Below are 16,200 nucleotides of genomic sequence, written 5' to 3'. Positions count from 1 at the left end.
GCTTCGGCGGACAGAGCCGGGCGCAGCCTTCGGCGGCCTCAGGAGTTCCGTGCGGCCGTCGATGCCAGCGCGGCCCAGGATCGTGGCGTGTTCCCGATGATCCACGCCCGATCCTCGGTAACCGTCGCGATAACCCGAGCGGCGTGGTTTTCAGTCTGCCCGCCCCCGTTTCACTGGGCCGGGGTCAGACCTTCAGTAAATGACAGGCTGCGCGCGACCGCCGGCGATCCCCGTTGAAGCAGGCCAGCCTGCTCTCACGCACCCTGTCTCAGACCTGCGGTGCAGAAGCGCGCCCGGCGCGCCGCGCGTATTCCTGAAGCCAAACCTCAAACTGTCTAATCTCGAGCGGACGCGCATATAAGTAGCCTTGCGCCTCATCGCAGCGCATCGCCGCGAGCTGGTCGGCGGCCTCTATGGTCTCCACGCCCTCCGCGACCACGCGATAGTTGAGGTCGTGCGAAAGCCCGATCATCGAGCGGACGAGCAACTGCTCTCTCTCTTGCCCTCTCCCAGCTTGCTGACGAAACTCCGATCGATCTTCACGACTTGGGCTGGGATTTCTTGAAGATATGCCAGGCTACTGTAGCCGGTCCCGAAGTCGTCGATAGCCAAGTGGATGCCTGCGGCAGCGATCGCGTCGAGTTGATGACGCGCCTGGCCGGCATCCTGCATGATCGCGCTCTCGGTCACCTCCAGTTCCAGCCGCTCAGGTGCGAGGCGGTGATGCCGGAGGGCGGCCTTGACCGCGCTCGCGAAGCCCGGCTCGTGCAGGTTAGCGGCCGAGATGTTGACCGATATCACAAGCCCGTGCCCGGCCTCATCCCAGCGACGCGCCTGGACGAGCGCCCGGTCGAGGACGAAGGCCGTCATGGCCTGCGCATGGGGCGAGTGCTCGATGACGGGGACGAATTCACCGGGAGACACGGTGCCCAGAACCGGATGGTTCCAGCGGAGAAGCGCTTCCGCGCCAGCGCATTCCCCGGTGGACAGGTCGATACGCGGCTGGAACACGAGCCGCAATTGGTCGTCGGCAAGGAGGGCCGGGCCGAAATCCTGGAGCAGCTGGTACCGGCGCTGATAGGCTTCGTCGGCGATGGCCGAGTATACGCTGATCAGGTCGGACGAGGAACGCGCGTCCTGGACTGCACTGTAGAGTGCGCGCAGGACATCCTGCGGCGTTGTCGAGGCGGGCTTGAACACACTCACGCCGATGGCGCTGGTCAGGAGCATGCCGGTCATGGAGCGCTCTCGCGCCTTCCGATGCTCCTCCGCGAGACGCTGGACGTAATCCTCCTGCCGGACGCTCGGGGCGGCCAGGAATGCGAATTGCGTGGCTGCCGTGTGGTAGAGCCGGCGCTCCGGACCCACGAGCCGTCTCATCTCGCGGGCTGCCTCCCGCACCAGATCGTCGATGCGGCTCGGCCCCATGACGCGGGCATAGGCGGCGATTTGCTCGGGACGGGCGAGGTCGACGAGCACGGCGATCCGGGCGACGTCCGGATGCTCGGCGGCGAGGTCGGCGAGATCATCCAAGAACTGGTTCCGGCTGGGTAGGCCGCTCCGCGGATCGACCCGGCCGAAGGCATGCTGCAGCTCGATCTGCGCCATGACCATCGCGGCCAAGTCCTTGAGAGCGGTCACCTCGGCGGCAGCGGCCGCGCGCGGCTCGGTGCCCAGGACGCAGAGGGCGCCGAGGCTGTAACCGTCGCGCGTAACGAGCGGTGCGCCGGCGTAGAAGCGGATCCCAGAACGGCCAAGCGTGCTGTCGGCGTAACAGGCATCCTGCGCAAAGTCGGGGATCACCAGGACGTCCGAACGCTCGACCACCTGGGCACACGGCGCCCTATCGCGGGGGATCGAGCAATGGTCGACGCCGACGCGTGATTTGAACCATTGCCGGTCGCGATCCGTCAGCGACACCGCGGATATCGGCAGGTTGAAGATTTGGCTGGCCATCCGCGTGATGCGGTCGAAGCTCTCGCTTGGTGGCGTGTCGAGGAGGTTGAGTTCGTAGAGCGCGGCCAAGCGCTCCTTCTCAAACCGCTCGTGGCGCAGGATTTCTGACATTTGGCGACAGCGAGCCTTCATGCGGCCGAGCGGCGCGTAGCTTCTCCACCCGCTTCGAGCATCGGCTCGCCCCAGCCAAGCTAGAAGAACAGACCTTTCTGCTTTCCTTTCTCGTCTGAGAGACTGCGCGAAGGGTTAAGTTATCGCGACAGACGGCTGACATGTTGGGATAAGATATTTGCTTCGGAGCACCTACGGAAATCAGTCGGACGACTTGCCTGGATCTGAAGTTTGACGTGTCGGTCTGACGGGAGGCCACAGAGTGGCGGTGCGGCTGTGGGCGCGATCGGGCGCTTCGTCCCGCCCGGCAACGAAAATCGAATGTGCAAGCTTGCCGCTCGCCGGCGGCACTCCACGCCGGGATGGCGGAACGCTGAGAGCAGCGGATCATGGCGGGATGGAACCGCCTCAGCCGGCCGCGATGGCGTAGCGCGTGCGCAGGCGCAGGCCGAACACCGCCATCATGAACATGCAGCAGGTGGCGTTGTTGCCGTTGTAGAGGACGGTCTCGAAGGACGCCGAGACCAGCCCGAGGAACCACAGCCTCAGGAACAGCATGCTCTCCGCGTCGAGACGCGTCCCGCCGGACACGCGCTGAAGGTCGCGCACCGGCGCAAGCACGAAGGCCAGCACGGTCAGGGCGAGGAATGGAAGGCCGCCGATCAGGGCCGTATCGAGATAGGCATTGTGGGCGTGATCGACGGTGTTGACCCAGGTCAGCTCCTCGGAACCGCCATACATGGTGCGCTCGGTCATCCAGAACGCGCCAATCCCCCAGCCGCGCCAGGGCCGGATCATGATGTTGTCGATGGCGAATTGCCAGATCTCGCTGCGGCCCGTGAAGGTCGCGTCGGTGAGCAGCGATCCGACCGCCTCCTGAATCGGCGGCGCGAGCACCGAGCCGATCGAGATCAGCGAAAACCCGATCACCGGGCCGAGGAGCAGCAGACGGCGCAGGAACCCGCCGGTCAGGACCTGGCACAGGCCGGTCACGGCGAGGATCACCGGCAGGAGCAGGATCGCGGTCTTGGAGCCGCTCGCCACCAGGAAGCCGGCCGCCAGGAGCACGATCGCCCAGCCGAGGAGGCGGCTCGCGACGCTGGAGACGTAGAGGCCCACGATCACCAGGATCACCATGGCGGCGCCGGCTTCATTCTTCTGCGGGAAGATCCCTCGCCAGAGGCCCGGATGGCTCGGATCGGAATTGACGTCGAAGGCCGAGTGGACCGCCAGGTTCGGCACGAAGGCGACCGCGAGGTAGGAGGCGAGCACGATCACCAGGGCGGATCCCGCCATGGTCAGTGCCAGCTGCCGCGGTGAGCGGGCGACAATCAGCACGCCCGCCGAGAGCATCGCGGCGATGGCGAAGAGCGCCAGCCGCCGCAACGACAGGCTCGGCTCTATGGAGAGCAGCGCTGTGGCGCCGAGCCAGAGGGCGCACAGTACCAGGGGGCGGGTCACCAGGGGCCCGAGGTGGCGGAAGCCGATCCGATGGATTGCCGCCGCCATGGCGGCACCGGCAGCGAGAAACAGGATCTGCGTCAGCAGGCTGCCCTCCTCGGAGGCCGCGAGCATCGATCGGTCCGACAGGTCCTTCAACCAGACGTGGTTCCAGAGCAGGACGAAGACGGCCCCGTTCAGGAGCACGCGCAGCACGTCCGGCACGTCGCGACCCGCCGCACCACGCTGCCGCCCGTCGGCCGGGACCCCGATCGCCGCGTGCGCAGAAGCCATACCGTCCCACCGCGAGAGCCGCGTCGCGCGGCCGAGAGCATTTTAGCGGCTCGCGGGACCGGGGCGATGGAAAATCAGACGCTGTGCACGATGATCGCGCGATAACCTTGACGCCCGCCCGGGCTGCTCAGCGCCGCATCGTGTATTGGGCGCGGCCGGCCGATTGCCGCATCAGGAAGGACGCCATCTCGGCGAGTTCGGGCGCCTTCGCGCGGAAAGTGACGGACAACGCCAGGAGCGTGTCCTTGTGATCGAGCCCCGAATAGATTCGCTCCTGGACCGGGACGTGCTCGGCCCGCAGCTTGGCGGCGAGGCTGACCGTGTGCCGCGGCTTCACCATCGTGTCGGCGTCCCCGGTCGCCAGGAAGGCGGGCGGCGAGAGCGGGCCCGCGAAGGTGACCGGCTGCGTGGCCACCGCGTCGGGTGCGTTCCCGAACACCTTGATGGTGGTGTCCTGATCGAGCGGGAGGAAGTCGTAAGGGCCGGACAGGCCCGCCACGGCCTTGATCACCTTGGGATCGACGCCGGCCGCGATGACGTAGCGCGGGTCTAGGCCGAGCATTACCGCGTTATAGGCGCCGGCGGAATGGCCGGCGAGCACGATGCGGCGCGGATCGCCGCCATAGGCAGCGATGTTGTCGCGCACCCAGGCGATGGCGGCCGCGCCGTCCTCCAGGAAGCCGGGGAACGGCGCCTCCGGGAAGAGGCGATAATCGGGAAGCACCGTGACGAAGCCCTGCGCGGCGAGCGCGTGGCCGACGAAGGCGTAGTCGTCCTTGGAGCCGCTCTGCCAGGATCCGCCGTAGAAGAACACCAGGACCGGCGCGTTCTCGGCGGCCGCAGTCGGTACGTAGACGTCGAGCTGCCGCCGCGGCCCCTCTCCGAAGGCCTGATCCTTCGCGGCGAGGCGCCCCCCCGGATCACGCGGGCCGATCGCGTCGAACAGGGCGAGCGGCGAGGCGGCGGTGAAGCCGAACGCGGCGAGCCCGAGGCAGAGAAGGCTAGCGAACGCGATGAGGAGACGTGTCATTTCCCATCCGGTTGTCCCGACCGGGCCATACCGCACCGCCCTCGGGGCGGATTGATGACGGTCTCGGGGCGGATCGTAAAAATCAGGTCCGCAGCACGACGCAGGCGCCGCCGACCTTGCGGATACGGCCGCACAGGTCGTCGGCCGCCTGCCGGCTCTGTGCGGGGATGCGGATCCGGTAGAAGGCGCGGGTTCCACGGTTGCGCAGACGCGTCCCGATGATCATCGGCCGCACCTCGCCAATCACCCCCACATAGGCGCTCCGCGCGCGGTTGAAGCTCTGGAGCGCCAGCGCCTTTGAGAAGTTGCCGGCGAGCTGGATACCCCAGGGTGCGGCCGGCCCCTCGTTGAGGCCGAGGGCGAAGCGGTCGCCGCGGGATGGGATACGCAGGCTGGCTGTCACCTGCAGGCAGGTCTTCGGCGGCTCCGGCTTGGTGTCCTTCGCGTCCTTGTCCTCGGGATTCGCCGGCGTGCTGCCCTCCGGATGTTCGATCGCCTTGGCGGGACCCGTCCGCCAATCGTCCACCGGCAGGCCGGTGATGGCGGCCACGTAGGTCCGGGTCTCGGCGGGCAGGCCGCCGTCCCCGGCGAGCCACTTGCTGACCCGCGCGGCGCCGCCGTTATAGGCCGCGGCGGCAAGGCCCAGATTGCCGAACTGGCTCTTCAGATCGGCCAGCAGATGAGCGGCGTGCGGGATTGCCTGCTCGGGGTCGAACGGGTCGAGGAGGCCGCGCTCGCGGGCCGTCCCGGGCATGAACTGCGCGACGCCCTGCGCGCCGGCCGGGCTCACGACGCCCACGCGAAAACTGCTCTCGCGCCAGATCAGGCGCGTCAGGAACGACACCGGCAGGCCGCGGGCCTTGGCGGAATCGTCGATGAGGCGGCACAACGCCTGCTCGACGGTCTCGGTCGCCCCTTCGGACGGGGCAGCCGCAGCCGGATGCGCGCAGGCGAGGGCGAGGAGCAGCGCGCCGAGGCGCAGGGGCAGGGCGATCACGTTGGGCATGTAGCGACCTGCGGGTGCGGATCAATCCGCGCCCTGAACCTTCCTGGGGGAACATCCCGCTCCACGGCCGCGGGTTGCACCTCTGCGCACTGGCGCGACCGGGCCGCCCTGTCGTAGCGTCCCGGCTTCAGAGAGCCGCCACCAAGGCGGCCCCATGGGAGATCCGCCGATGTCCGATCTGGCAACGCTGCGCGGCCTGTCCGGCCTGAGCCCCGCGCCGGCCCCGCTCAAGGGCTCGGCGCTCCTGATGATCGACCTGCAGCAGACCTATCGAGAGGGCGTGATGCGGCTCGACGGGGTCGAGCCCGCGCTCCGGGAGGCGGCGGAGCTTCTGAGACGGGCCCGCGAAGCCGGGATCTCGGTGATCCATGTCCGCCACGATGCCGGACCGGGCACACCCTACGACGTGACCGCGCCGATCGGCCAGATCAGCCCGGAGGTGGCGCCGCAGGGCGACGAGCCGGTCATCACCAAGGCCTATCCGAGTTCCTTCGTGGGCACCGACCTCCAGGCGCGGCTTGAGCAGGCCGGCGTGAAGGACATCGTCCTGGCAGGCTTCATGACGCATATGTGCGTCAACTCCACCGCCCGAAGCGCCTTCAACCTCGGGTTCCGCCCTACCGTCGTGGCGGCCGCCACGGCGACGCGGGATCTGCCTGGGCCGGACGGCACCGTGGTGCCGGCCGTCCAGCTTCAGGCCGCGAGCCTCGCCGCCCTCGGCGACCTGTTCGCCGTGGTCGCGCGCGGGCAGGGCGACATCCCGGATTGAGCCGAGCTGAGGATGGCGGACCGGTCCCGGCACCGGTCGACGCTGCGCGGCGCTCAGGCCTGGAGCCGCCCGATCTCGGCGATCACCGCCCCGAGTCCCGGTCGCCGGTCGGGATCCGGCTCCGTGCAGGCCTGCGCCAGGACGCGCAGCCTGTCCGGCGGCGCCGCGCAGCGGTCGAGCAATTCGCCGATCAGGATTCCGACGGCGCGGACCTCGATCCGCGCCAGCGCCGCGCCGAGCGGCCCGTCCGGCAGGGCCGAGGCCGCCCCGAAATCGCTGAGCACGGCCGCGCCAGTTCCAGCATCCCAGAGCGTGTTGTGGGCGTAGACGTCGCCGTGCAGCAGGCCCCGGCCGTGCAGGTGCGCCGCCGCCTCGGCCACGGCGCGGGCTATCCGCAGCACCGCGTCGCCGTCGAGGCGCAGATCCGGGTCGTAGACGTCGCGGCTGCAGCTCGAGAGGCTCGGCGGCCCGGCCAGCACGCGCCAGTGCGCCGGAAGGAGCCGTAGCAGCAGGCCGTGGGCGCCGTCGGGATGGCCGTCGAGCCGGCCGAGCGCGCCTGTGAGGGCCGGGTGAGTCCCGGCGGCGAGGCAGGCCTCCATCTCCCGCTCGGGCAGGCCGTCGCTGGTCATCACGCCCTTGAACAGCTTCAGAGCCACGTCCTGACCCCCGGCCGGATCCCGCCACCGTGCCCGGTAGACACGCCCAGAAGCGCCCTCGCCGAGCAGGTCGCCGAGGACGAGGTCGGCCCACGGCACCGCGGGGGCCGCCACCGGCGCCGTCGCCGGCTCGGCGGGGTTGCCGGCGTAGGCGATCCAGGCGAGGCGGGGCAGGCGCGCGAGCCACGGCGGGAGCGCCGCGAGACGGTTGCAGGCGAGCCGGATCAGCTCGAGACTGTCCGCCCCTGAAAGACTATCGGGCAGCGCAGTGAGCCGGTTGCCCGCCAGCATCAGCTTCTGCAGGAGCGGCCGCTCGCCGAGGGTGGCGGGCAGCTCCGTGATCTCGTTGTCGGTCAGCGTCAGCCAGCGCAGGTCGCGCGGCAGCGACTCCGCCGGGACCTCGCGGATGCCGCAGCCGCGGAAGCCCAGCTGGCTCAGCGCGGGGCAGGCGCCGAGCACCGGCGGCAGGCGCGGGAACGGGTTGCCGGAGCAGAACAGCACGCGCAGGCGGTGCAGGCGGCCGAGATCGTCCGGCAGGTCGGCGAGGCTGCCCCGGCCGAGATCGAGCACCTCCAGCGTGTCGGCGAGGGCGAAGACCTCGCGCGGAACCTCGGTCAGTCCGTCGGGCAACCGCAATTCCCGCGCGCCGCCGAGATCGCCGCGCCGCAGAGCGGCGAGGGTTTCGCTCCGGTCCAAACCTCAGCCCCGCTTGAAGAAGGCGTCGGCCGCGCCCTGCGCCGCCTGCTTGGCGGCACGCGCTGCCTCGAGCCTGGCAATTTCGGCCCGCAGGAGCGCGACACGCTCGTCGATATCCCCGAGCGAGAGGGTGTCGAGGGCCTGCCCGATCTCATGGACCAAGGCCTTGCGCGGCCGGTCGTCGTCGTCCCGCACGTCGTGTCCTCCCTACAGGAACGGTGTTCCGGCCCCGTCCCGCTCCAGGCCGAGATGCACCGCCACGGTGGCGCCGATATCCGCGAAGGTCTCTCGTCGCCCGATCGACCGGGCGGCGACGTCAGGGCCGAAGGCCAGGATCGGGACCTGCTCGCGGGTGTGGTCGGTCCCGGTCCAAGTCGGATCGTTGCCGTGGTCGGCCGTAATCACGGCGAGGTCGCCCGGCGCCAGCGCCGCCAGGATCTCTGGGATCCGCGCGTCGAACGCCTCCAGTTCCGCGGCGTAGCCCGGCACGTCGCGGCGATGGCCATGCTCTGTGTCGAAATCCACCAGGTTGACGAAGATCAGGCCGCCCTCCGGCAGCGCCGCCAACGCCTCGAGCCCCGCCGTCAGACAGGCCGCGTTCGGGCCCGGCTTGATCTCGCGGCCGGTGGCGCGGTGGGCGAAGATGTCGCCGATCTTGCCGACGCTGACGACCGCGCGGCCGGCCGCCTCGGCCCGGTCGAGCAGCGTGCGCCCAGGCGGGGCGACGGCGAAATCCTTGCGGTTGCCTGTCCGGCGGAAGCCCGCCTCAGGCGAACCCACGAATGGCCGCGCGATCACCCGGCAGACGCGGTAGGGGTCGCACAGGCGGCGCGCCACGCGGCACAGGTCGTAGAGCCGCTCCAGCCCGAACGCCTCCTCGTGGGCGGCGATCTGGAACACGCTGTCGGCCGAGGTGTAGCAGATCGGCTGACCGGTCCGGACGTGCTCGGCGCCCAGCGCGTCGATGATCGCGACGCCGGGCGCGTGGCAATCGCCCAGGATGCCCGGAAGTCCGCCCGCGGCGATGAGCGCGCGGGTCAGGTCCGGCGGGAAGGCCGGCCGCGTGTCGGGGAAATGACCCCAGGGCTCGGTCAGGGGCAGGCCGGCGATCTCCCAGTGGCCGGAGGGCGTATCCTTTCCGGCGGCTCTCTCCACCGCGTGGCCGTAGGCTCCGGTCGGCACGCCGTCGGGCGCGAGATTCGGCGGAATGCGGCCGGAGGCCCCGGCGGCGGCCAGCCCGAGACCGAGGGCGGCGAGATGGGGGAGGCGCAGGGGACCCGCGCGCAGACCCGCCCGGTCGCCGCGGCCCTCCGCGCAGCGCTCGGCGATGTGCCCGAGCGTGTCGGAGCCGGCATCGCCGTAGCCGTCCGCATCCGGAGCGCCGCCGATGCCGACGGAATCCAGCACGATGAGGAGCGCGCGCGCCACGGTCAGGCGGATTCCAGCTCGGCAGGTGCGTCGCTCTCGAGAGCGAAGGCGGCCTTGAACAGGGCGCGGGTGTAGGGCGTCTGGGGATTCGCGAAGATGGTCTCCGCGGTCCCCTCCTCGACCACCTGCCCGTTCTGCATGACGATCACGTAGTTGGCCAGCGCCCGCACCACCTTCAGGTCGTGGCTGATGAACAGGTAGGCGAGGCCCCGCTCGCGCTGGAGGTCGCGGAGCAGCGTCACGATCTGCGCCTGGACCGAGCGGTCAAGGGCCGAGGTCGGCTCGTCGAGGACGACGAAGCGGGGATTGAGCACCATGGCCCGTGCGATGGCGATGCGCTGACGCTGGCCGCCGGAGAATTCGTGCGGGTAGCGGTCCATGGCGGCCGGATCGAGCCCGACATCGGTCAGCGCCTTGGCGACCACGGCCCTGCGCTCCGCCCGGGAGCGTGCGGTCCCCTGCACCACCAATCCCTCGGCGACGATGTCGGCCACCGACATGCGCGGCGAGAGGGACCCGTAGGGATCCTGGAAGACCACCTGCATGTCCTTCCGCAGAGGGCGCATCTGTGCCACGCCGTAGCCGTCGATCGCCTTCCCGAGGAAGACGATCGGGCCTTCTGAGCCCGTGAGGCGCAGCAGGGCGAGGCCGAGGGTCGTCTTGCCCGAGCCGGATTCGCCGACGACGCCGATGGTCTCGCCGGTCCGGACCCGCAGGGAGACACCATCCACGGCCCTGACATGGCCGGTGACGCGCCGGAGCAGACCCGATTTCAGCGGGAACCAGACCTTCAGGGGGCCGGCTTCCAGGAGCGGCGCGGCGTCGGCGGGGACGGGGTTAGCCCGGCCCTTCGGCTCGGAGGCGATCAGGCGGCGCGTGTACTCGTGCTGCGGATCCGCGAAGACGGTCCTGGTCGCGCCCGTCTCGACGATCCTGCCCTTCAGCATCACGCAGACCCGGTCGGCGATCCGCTCGACGATGCCGAGATCGTGGGTGATGAACAACATTGCCATGCCGAGGCGCTTCTGCAGGTCGGCGAGCAGCGCCAGGATCTGGGCCTGCACGGTCACGTCGAGGGCCGTGGTCGGCTCGTCGGCGACCAGAAGGTCGGGCTCGCAGGCGAGCGCCATGGCGATCATCACGCGTTGCCGCTGGCCGCCGGAGAGCTCGTGCGGGTAGGCGCCCATGCGCCGCTCCGCGTCGCGCAGGCCGACGAGTTCCAGAAGCTCCAGGATCCGCCGGCGGGCCGCCTTTCCGGTGAGGCCGCGGTGCAGGCCGAGCACCTCGCCGATCTGCCGCTCGATCGTGTGGAGCGGGTTCAGCGAAGTCATGGGCTCCTGGAACACCATGGTGATGTCGGCGCCGCGCACGTCGCGCATCGCCCGCTCGGGCAACCGCGCGAGGTCGCGGCCCTTCAACAGGATCCGGCCATCCTGACGGGCCGATCCATCGAGGAGGCGCAGGATCGCCAGCGCGGTCACGGACTTGCCAGATCCCGATTCGCCCACCAGCGCGAGCGTCTCGCCCCGGCGGATGGCGAAGGTGATGCCGTCGACCGCCGCGGTCTCACCCTCCCGTCCGCGGAACGCCACGGACAGGTCCTCGACGGCGAGGAGGGGCTGGGGATCGGCCTCTGACATGAGCCCCTTATAGCGCGCCCGGCCCTGGACCCTAATGCGGATGCTGCACGCGGCCCGACAAACGGATTTCTCGGAGGGCTCCGGCGCGGAGCACGGCAGGTCTGCGCCGCGCCGCAAGTCTACCGGGCCGGCTGCCCGGGATCGATCGCCGGCAGCTCGTTGGCCGGGAGGCCCGTTCCCGCCTGGGCTTGCGCCCCTGCGGCGCCGCGGGCGCGGTTGGCGAGCGCCACGGTCAGCCGCTCGGCGGTCTCGGGCTGCATCACCGCCAGGACTTCGGACATCTTGCGCGGGTTCATGGCCAGCACGATCGGCACCAGCACGTCGAGCCCGAGCCGGTCGAACACCCGGGCGGCGTCCTTGGGCTTCATCGCCTCGTACATCGTGACGATGTTCTTCAGGCCCTGCTTCTCGGCCTCCTCCTTCGCCTTCGCGACGGCGTCGACCTTGTCCTCGGCCTTCTTGAGGTCGCCGAGGCCAGTCTCGAGCTTGCGCTCGGCCTCGCCCAGCATCTTCTCGCGCAGCTCCAGCTCGTCGCTCTTCTGGCGCAGGGCGTCGCGGCGGGCGCCGAGCTTCTCCAGGAGCAGGCGCTCAGTGGGGGAGTTCGAGGCCCCTGCCGCGGGAGGGGCGGGTTGCGATGGCGCCGCTTCGGCCGGCTGGTCCGACGCAGGGGCCGGCGCCTCCTTGGCGCCCACCGATCCGGTCGTCACCGGGTCATAGGGCTCGAAGCCGGTGCGCGCCCGGACGACTGCGCGCCCGTACTCCGGCAGCGCACCACTCTCCGGCAGGCCGGCCTGCAGCAGGCTTAGGAGCTTGAGCACGAGCAGCCCGCCTGCCGCGAGCGCCACGGCATCGATGAGGCGCAGCCGAAACTTCCGGACGGGCTTGAGGCGCGAGCGCCGCAGCGGCGTCGCGGCGCGGCGCATCTTCGCCTCAAGATCCGGCTTCGGCGGCGGGAGCTTCGGAGCCTTGACCCCGGTCACGCGGCGCGTGCCCGGACGCGGGCGAGGGCGCGCTCGCTCATCGCGAGGGCCGCCGCGGCCGCTAACCCGAGGCGCTCCCCGTTCGGACCGGCGTGCTCCGGCCGGCGCTCGGCCGGGATCTCCGGCGCGCGCGTCGGCTCGGGGACCGCCTGCGGCGCGGACCTCAGCTCCGGCGCGGGCTCGGGCCGGACCGGCACAGCGCGCATCTGCGCCACGATGGCGCCGATGCGGGCGATCACCCCCTCGCCGGCCTCGACCTGCAGCCGCAGCTCGGCGGCGCGGACCGTCGCGCTCTCCAGGCTCGCGTTCAAGGTGCGGTCGCCCTCGTCGATCGTCGCCCGCAGGCCGGCGATGGCCCGCTCGGCCGTGCCAGTCGCGACCATCAGGTCCCCGATGGTCTGGCGGAGCGCGGCCTCGTCGCTCTTCATCTGGCCGATGCGGCGCGAGAGGCGGAGGGACGTGACGATGGTCGCCGCCAGGAGGACGGCGACCAGGATGTCGGCCGCGAGGGTGACGAAGAGACTCATGACGGGACCTTCATCGGCGCTAGCTGTCCGAGCGGTTGTTCATCGAGGCCTCGTAGGCCTGGATCGTCGTGCGCGAGCGGCGGAGCGGCCGCGTGACCTGGACGGCGATGTGCCCGTCGACCCGGCCGATCCGCCCCTGGGTCAGCGCCCAGTCGCCGCAGCGCACGGTGATGAGGTCCGAGGGCTTGGCCTCGAACATCAGCGTCTCGCCGACCTTCAGGCTCATGACCTGCTTGAGCGGCAGCATCATCTCGTGCAGCACCGCCTCCATGGTCACGTCGGCCTGCCAGATCTCGGTGGCGAGATGGCCTTCCCAGACATGGTCGCGGCCGAGCTTCTCGCCCATGAAGCTCTGGGTGAGCAGCTCGCGGATCGGCTCGATCGTCGCATAGGGAAACAGGATCTGCAGCATGCCGCCGCGCCCGTCGACGTCGAGGCGCAGACTGATGAGGATTGCGGCGTTGCCGGGCCGCGTGATGGTGGCGAAGCGCGGGTTGGTCTCGATCCGGTCGATGCCGAAGGTCACGGGTGAGAGCGGCTGGAACGACATCTCCAGGTCGCCGAGCACGATCTCCACGAGGCGGCGCACCAACGTCATCTCGATGGCGGTGAACGGGCGCCCGTCGAGGCGGCTCGACGAGCCGCCGCGCTTGCCACCGAGCAGCAGGTCGAAGGTCGCGTAGGCAAGGTTCGAATCGACCGTGACGAGGCCGGAATTCTCCCATTGCTCGGCCCGGAACACGCCCAGAAGCGTCGGCAGCGGGATCGCGTTGAGATAGTCGCCGAAGCGCACCGAGGTGATGTTGTCGAGGGTCACCTCGACGTTGTCCTGGAACAGGTTGCGCAGGGAGGTCGACAGCAACCGGATCATCCGGTCGAAGACGATCTCCAGCATCGGCAGGCGTTCGTACTGGACGACGCCCGAATCGACGATGGCCTGCACGCCCCCGGCCCCAGAGGCCGAGAGTTCGCGCATGGAGAAGCCGAGGACGCCGTCGATCTCGTCCTGGTTCAGCACCCGGTCGTTGCCGGCGAGTTCGGGGAGGTTGTCGCTCTCCCCGTCCTCGATCATCGTCGCCCATTCGGCGGCGACGTCGCCCGCGTTGCGCGTGGTGCCCTGCTCGGCGAGCGCCGCGCCCCATTCCTCGGCGAGCGACGTGTCGCCGCCCTCGGCGCCCTGCTCCAAAAGGGCTGCCGACCAGTCGTCCTCGGGAAGTTCGTCCTCGGGTTCCATCAGGCGTGCTCGATCAGGGCCCGGCGCGGCGCGGCTTTCGAAGGAACGGACGCGGGTACAGGCCCGCTCATTGGACGATCACGTCCTTGAAGAGCACCGCGTCGACCTTAGCGGGATACAGAGCGATGTTGACCCGCCGCAGCAGCTCTTCGCGCAGCCGGAACAGGCCTACCGAGTTGGTGATGTCGCTGGCGCGCAGCTCGCGCATGTAGACCTGCAGCGCATCCTCCACCCGCGGCATCAGCGGCTTCACTTCCTCCTCGACCTTCGCGTCCTTCAGCTCCAGGGCGATGCGGACCTTTGCGAACCGGGCCTTGTCCTGCGGCGATTCCGGACTGAGATTGAGAAGCATCTCCCGCACATCGACGAAGACCACAGGCTTCTTGCTGTCCGGGCCGGCAGCCTTGCTGTCGCCGCCGTGACCACCACCATGGCCACCGCCCTGCGCGGCCTCCTTACCGTCGCCGTGGCCCATCATCATGTACGCGCCCGCGCCGCCGCCCCCGACCAAGGCCAGAACCGCGACGGCCACCATGATCATGAGCTTCTTCTTGCTCTTCGGGGTACCGTCTGCAGCCTCGCCTTCCTCGGCGGAGGCCTTCTTGGGCGTCTTGGCCATGGAATAATGCTCTCTCGCAGGAGACTGCGCGCCAGGTACACCTCGATATCGGAGCATCACGGTTAACGTGCCGTTAAGCAGGCAATTCCTGCCGGGCCAGGTTTGCCGCGGCGCAGCCTCGGCGCTGGCGCCGGCGCCGGCTCATCGCAGTTAAACTATTTTCAGATAACGATAATCCTAGACGGCAGGCTTTGGCACAGCGGATGCTGAATGGATCGTTGCCGCCTCCGCGGCCCGCGAGTCCCAGAGTCCACGATGCAGAATGCCCTCTTCGTCGGCGTGTCGAGCCAGATGGCGCTCCAGCGCGAGCTGGACGTGATCGCGAACAACATGGCGAACGTCTCGACCACCGGATTCAAGGCCCGCAACACCCGCTTTCAGGAATACCTGATGCCGGTCGCCAGCGCGGATTCGTTCGCCCGGCCTGACCGGCGCCTCTCCTACGTGATCGACCAGGGCACCACCCTCGATCTCGGACAGGGTCCGATCGAGCAAACCGGCAATCCGCTCAACGTGGCGATCAAGGGCTCGGCGTTCATCGCTGTTCAGTCGCCGCAGGGCGAGCGCTACACCCGCAACGGCGCCCTCGAAATCGACGCGCAGGGCACGCTCGTCACCAGCGACGGCTACAAGGTGGTGGGCGAGGGCGGCCCGATCGCCATCAACCCGCAGGAAACCGGCCTCGCCATCGGCCCCGACGGAACCGTGTCGACCAATCTCGGCATTCGCGGGCGGATCAAGCTCGTCACCTTCGCCAACCCGCAGCGGCTGACCAATGAGGGGATGAACCTCTACGCCTCGCCGGAGCCCGCGCGCCCGGCCGGGATCGATGGGCGCCTGGAGCCCGAATCGCTGGAGCGCTCCAACGTCCGCCCGGTGATCGAGATGACCCGGCTGATGGACGTGAACCGGTCCTACGCCATGGTGTCGAGCATGATCTCGCGCCTCGACGACCTGCGGGGCACGGCGATCCGCCGCCTCGCCGACGTCGCGTAAGGAGCAGGATCGATGCGCGCGCTCTACTCCGCCGCCACCGGCATGGCGGCCCAGGAACTCAACGTCCAGGTCATCTCCAACAACATCGCGAATTTGCGCACCACCGGCTACAAGCGCCAGCAGGTGCATTTCCAGGACCTGCTCTACCAGAACCTGCGCCGGGCCGGCGCCTCGACCTCGCAGCAGAACACCCAGCTCCCGGCGGGCCTCGCCCTCGGCTCGGGCGTGAAGACGACCTCGACGGCCCGCGTGATGTCACAGGGGACGCTCTCCTCCACCGAGAAGGATTACGACGTCGCGATCCGCGGCGAGGGCTTCTTCCGGGTGACGCTGCCGGACGGACGCACCGCCTATTCCCGAGACGGCTCCTTCGACCTCTCGGCCTCGGGCCAGCTCGTCACCCGCGACGGCTACCTGCTCGATCCGGCGATCACCGTGCCGCAGAACGCGACTTCGGTAACGATCAGTGCCACGGGCACCGTGCAGGCGACCATTCCTGGCCAGACAGCGCCGCAGGCGCTGGGCCAGTTCCAGCTGTCGCGCTTCGTCAACAAGGTCGGCCTCGAGTCGATCGGCGACAACCTGTTCGTCGAGACCGCGGCCTCCGGACAGGCGATCAGCGGCCTGCCGGGCGCCGACGGCTTCGGCAACCTCCAGCAGAGCTACCTGGAAGAGGCGAACGTGAACGCCGTCACGGAGATCTCCTCCCTGATCGCCGCGCAGCGCGCCTACGAGATGAACTCGAAGGTCGTCACCGCGGCCGACCAGATGCTCTCCACCACGACGCAGATGTTCCGCAGCTAACCGCGCGACCCGCA

16 protein-coding genes are annotated in these 16,200 nt (G+C 69.6%); 3 read left to right on the top strand and 13 right to left on the bottom strand.

The window, feature by feature from the left end; all coding sequences use genetic code 11:
- Positions 1–268 precede the first annotated feature (268 nt).
- From BLT59_RS32140 to BLT59_RS12615, 5 genes are all read right to left on the bottom strand, one after another.
- A complete protein-coding gene (locus tag BLT59_RS32140) occupies positions 269–487 on the bottom strand; it encodes an EAL domain-containing protein (protein ID WP_280141053.1) in 219 nt (72 codons plus the stop codon).
- A complete protein-coding gene (locus BLT59_RS12630; protein ID WP_280141052.1) occupies positions 469–2,025 on the bottom strand; it encodes a sensor domain-containing diguanylate cyclase in 1,557 nt (518 codons plus the stop codon). The genes BLT59_RS32140 and BLT59_RS12630 overlap by 19 nt, the downstream gene beginning before the upstream one ends.
- Before the next feature lie 450 nt (positions 2,026–2,475).
- The gene (locus BLT59_RS12625; RefSeq protein ID WP_091780078.1) at positions 2,476–3,801 is read right to left on the bottom strand and encodes an O-antigen ligase family protein; all 1,326 of its coding nucleotides are present in this window, start codon (positions 3,799–3,801) and stop codon (positions 2,476–2,478) included.
- 127 nt (positions 3,802–3,928) lie between these two features.
- Entirely contained in the window at positions 3,929–4,831 is a 903-nt protein-coding gene (locus BLT59_RS12620; protein ID WP_091780075.1) for an alpha/beta hydrolase, read from the bottom strand.
- A gap of 82 nt (positions 4,832–4,913) precedes the next feature.
- Positions 4,914–5,837, bottom strand: a complete 924-nt coding sequence (locus tag BLT59_RS12615; protein ID WP_091780072.1) for a lytic transglycosylase domain-containing protein — start codon at positions 5,835–5,837, stop codon at positions 4,914–4,916.
- Between the two features lie 169 nt (positions 5,838–6,006).
- On the opposite strand from BLT59_RS12615, the gene BLT59_RS12610 reads away from it, so the two are divergent.
- On the top strand, positions 6,007–6,606 hold the full coding sequence (locus tag BLT59_RS12610; RefSeq protein WP_091780069.1) for a cysteine hydrolase family protein: 600 nt from the start codon (positions 6,007–6,009) through the stop codon (positions 6,604–6,606).
- A gap of 53 nt (positions 6,607–6,659) precedes the next feature.
- On the opposite strand, the gene BLT59_RS12605 is transcribed toward BLT59_RS12610, so the two are convergent.
- The 8 genes from BLT59_RS12605 to fliL form a co-directional block, all read right to left on the bottom strand.
- Complete coding sequence (locus tag BLT59_RS12605; RefSeq protein ID WP_091780066.1) at positions 6,660–7,958, bottom strand: leucine-rich repeat-containing protein kinase family protein; 1,299 nt, start codon at positions 7,956–7,958, stop codon at positions 6,660–6,662.
- Between the two features lie 3 nt (positions 7,959–7,961).
- The gene (locus BLT59_RS12600) at positions 7,962–8,153 is read right to left on the bottom strand and encodes a DUF1192 domain-containing protein (RefSeq protein ID WP_091780061.1); all 192 of its coding nucleotides are present in this window, start codon (positions 8,151–8,153) and stop codon (positions 7,962–7,964) included.
- A gap of 12 nt (positions 8,154–8,165) precedes the next feature.
- Positions 8,166–9,386, bottom strand: a complete 1,221-nt coding sequence (locus BLT59_RS12595; RefSeq protein ID WP_091780057.1) for a phosphopentomutase — start codon at positions 9,384–9,386, stop codon at positions 8,166–8,168.
- A gap of 2 nt (positions 9,387–9,388) precedes the next feature.
- On the bottom strand, positions 9,389–11,026 hold the full coding sequence (locus BLT59_RS12590) for an ABC transporter ATP-binding protein (protein ID WP_091780053.1): 1,638 nt from the start codon (positions 11,024–11,026) through the stop codon (positions 9,389–9,391).
- 119 nt (positions 11,027–11,145) lie between these two features.
- Positions 11,146–11,949, bottom strand: coding sequence for a MotE family protein (locus tag BLT59_RS12585; protein WP_091780269.1), 804 nt, complete (start codon positions 11,947–11,949; stop codon positions 11,146–11,148).
- A 53-nt stretch (positions 11,950–12,002) separates the two neighbouring features.
- Positions 12,003–12,533 carry a DUF6468 domain-containing protein gene (locus BLT59_RS12580; protein ID WP_091780050.1) on the bottom strand — a complete coding sequence of 177 codons (531 nt, stop codon included), beginning with the start codon at positions 12,531–12,533 and terminating at the stop codon, positions 12,003–12,005.
- Between the two features lie 19 nt (positions 12,534–12,552).
- Positions 12,553–13,770: a flagellar motor switch protein FliM gene (gene fliM / locus BLT59_RS12575; protein WP_091780047.1), complete on the bottom strand. Its 1,218-nt coding sequence runs from the start codon at positions 13,768–13,770 to the stop codon at positions 12,553–12,555.
- A gap of 64 nt (positions 13,771–13,834) precedes the next feature.
- Positions 13,835–14,386, bottom strand: a complete 552-nt coding sequence (fliL, locus tag BLT59_RS12570; RefSeq protein ID WP_091780043.1) for a flagellar basal body-associated protein FliL — start codon at positions 14,384–14,386, stop codon at positions 13,835–13,837.
- Between the two features lie 255 nt (positions 14,387–14,641).
- Between fliL and flgF the strand changes: the two genes are divergently transcribed.
- Positions 14,642–15,382 (top strand): flagellar basal-body rod protein FlgF, encoded by a 741-nt coding sequence (flgF, locus tag BLT59_RS12565; RefSeq protein WP_091780040.1) that lies wholly within the window; start codon positions 14,642–14,644, stop codon positions 15,380–15,382.
- 12 nt (positions 15,383–15,394) lie between these two features.
- Positions 15,395–16,186, top strand: coding sequence for a flagellar basal-body rod protein FlgG (gene flgG / locus BLT59_RS12560; protein ID WP_091780037.1), 792 nt, complete (start codon positions 15,395–15,397; stop codon positions 16,184–16,186).
- The last annotated feature ends 14 nt before the right edge of the window (positions 16,187–16,200 follow it).

The organism is Methylobacterium sp. UNC378MF (assembly GCF_900103195.1).
Taxonomy (GTDB): Bacteria; Pseudomonadota; Alphaproteobacteria; order Rhizobiales; family Beijerinckiaceae; genus Methylobacterium.
Note: the sequence above shows the minus strand (reverse complement) of the source record. Positions and strands in the feature narration are given on the sequence as shown.

Bases quoted from the DNA above. Each gene is read 5' to 3' on its own strand.
- flgF (WP_091780040.1), top strand. From the start codon at position 14,642: ATGCAGAATGCCCTCTTCGTCGGCGTGTCGAGCCAGATGGCGCTCCAG.
- BLT59_RS12585 (WP_091780269.1), bottom strand. From the start codon at position 11,949: ATGCGCCGCGCCGCGACGCCGCTGCGGCGCTCGCGCCTCAAGCCCGTC.
- BLT59_RS12625 (WP_091780078.1), bottom strand. From the start codon at position 3,801: ATGGCTTCTGCGCACGCGGCGATCGGGGTCCCGGCCGACGGGCGGCAG.
- BLT59_RS12580 (WP_091780050.1), bottom strand. From the start codon at position 12,533: ATGAGTCTCTTCGTCACCCTCGCGGCCGACATCCTGGTCGCCGTCCTC.
- BLT59_RS12615 (WP_091780072.1), bottom strand. From the start codon at position 5,837: ATGCCCAACGTGATCGCCCTGCCCCTGCGCCTCGGCGCGCTGCTCCTC.
- BLT59_RS12590 (WP_091780053.1), bottom strand. From the start codon at position 11,026: ATGTCAGAGGCCGATCCCCAGCCCCTCCTCGCCGTCGAGGACCTGTCC.
- flgG (WP_091780037.1), top strand. From the start codon at position 15,395: ATGCGCGCGCTCTACTCCGCCGCCACCGGCATGGCGGCCCAGGAACTC.
- fliL (WP_091780043.1), bottom strand. From the start codon at position 14,386: ATGGCCAAGACGCCCAAGAAGGCCTCCGCCGAGGAAGGCGAGGCTGCA.
- BLT59_RS12610 (WP_091780069.1), top strand. From the start codon at position 6,007: ATGTCCGATCTGGCAACGCTGCGCGGCCTGTCCGGCCTGAGCCCCGCG.
- BLT59_RS12620 (WP_091780075.1), bottom strand. From the start codon at position 4,831: ATGACACGTCTCCTCATCGCGTTCGCTAGCCTTCTCTGCCTCGGGCTC.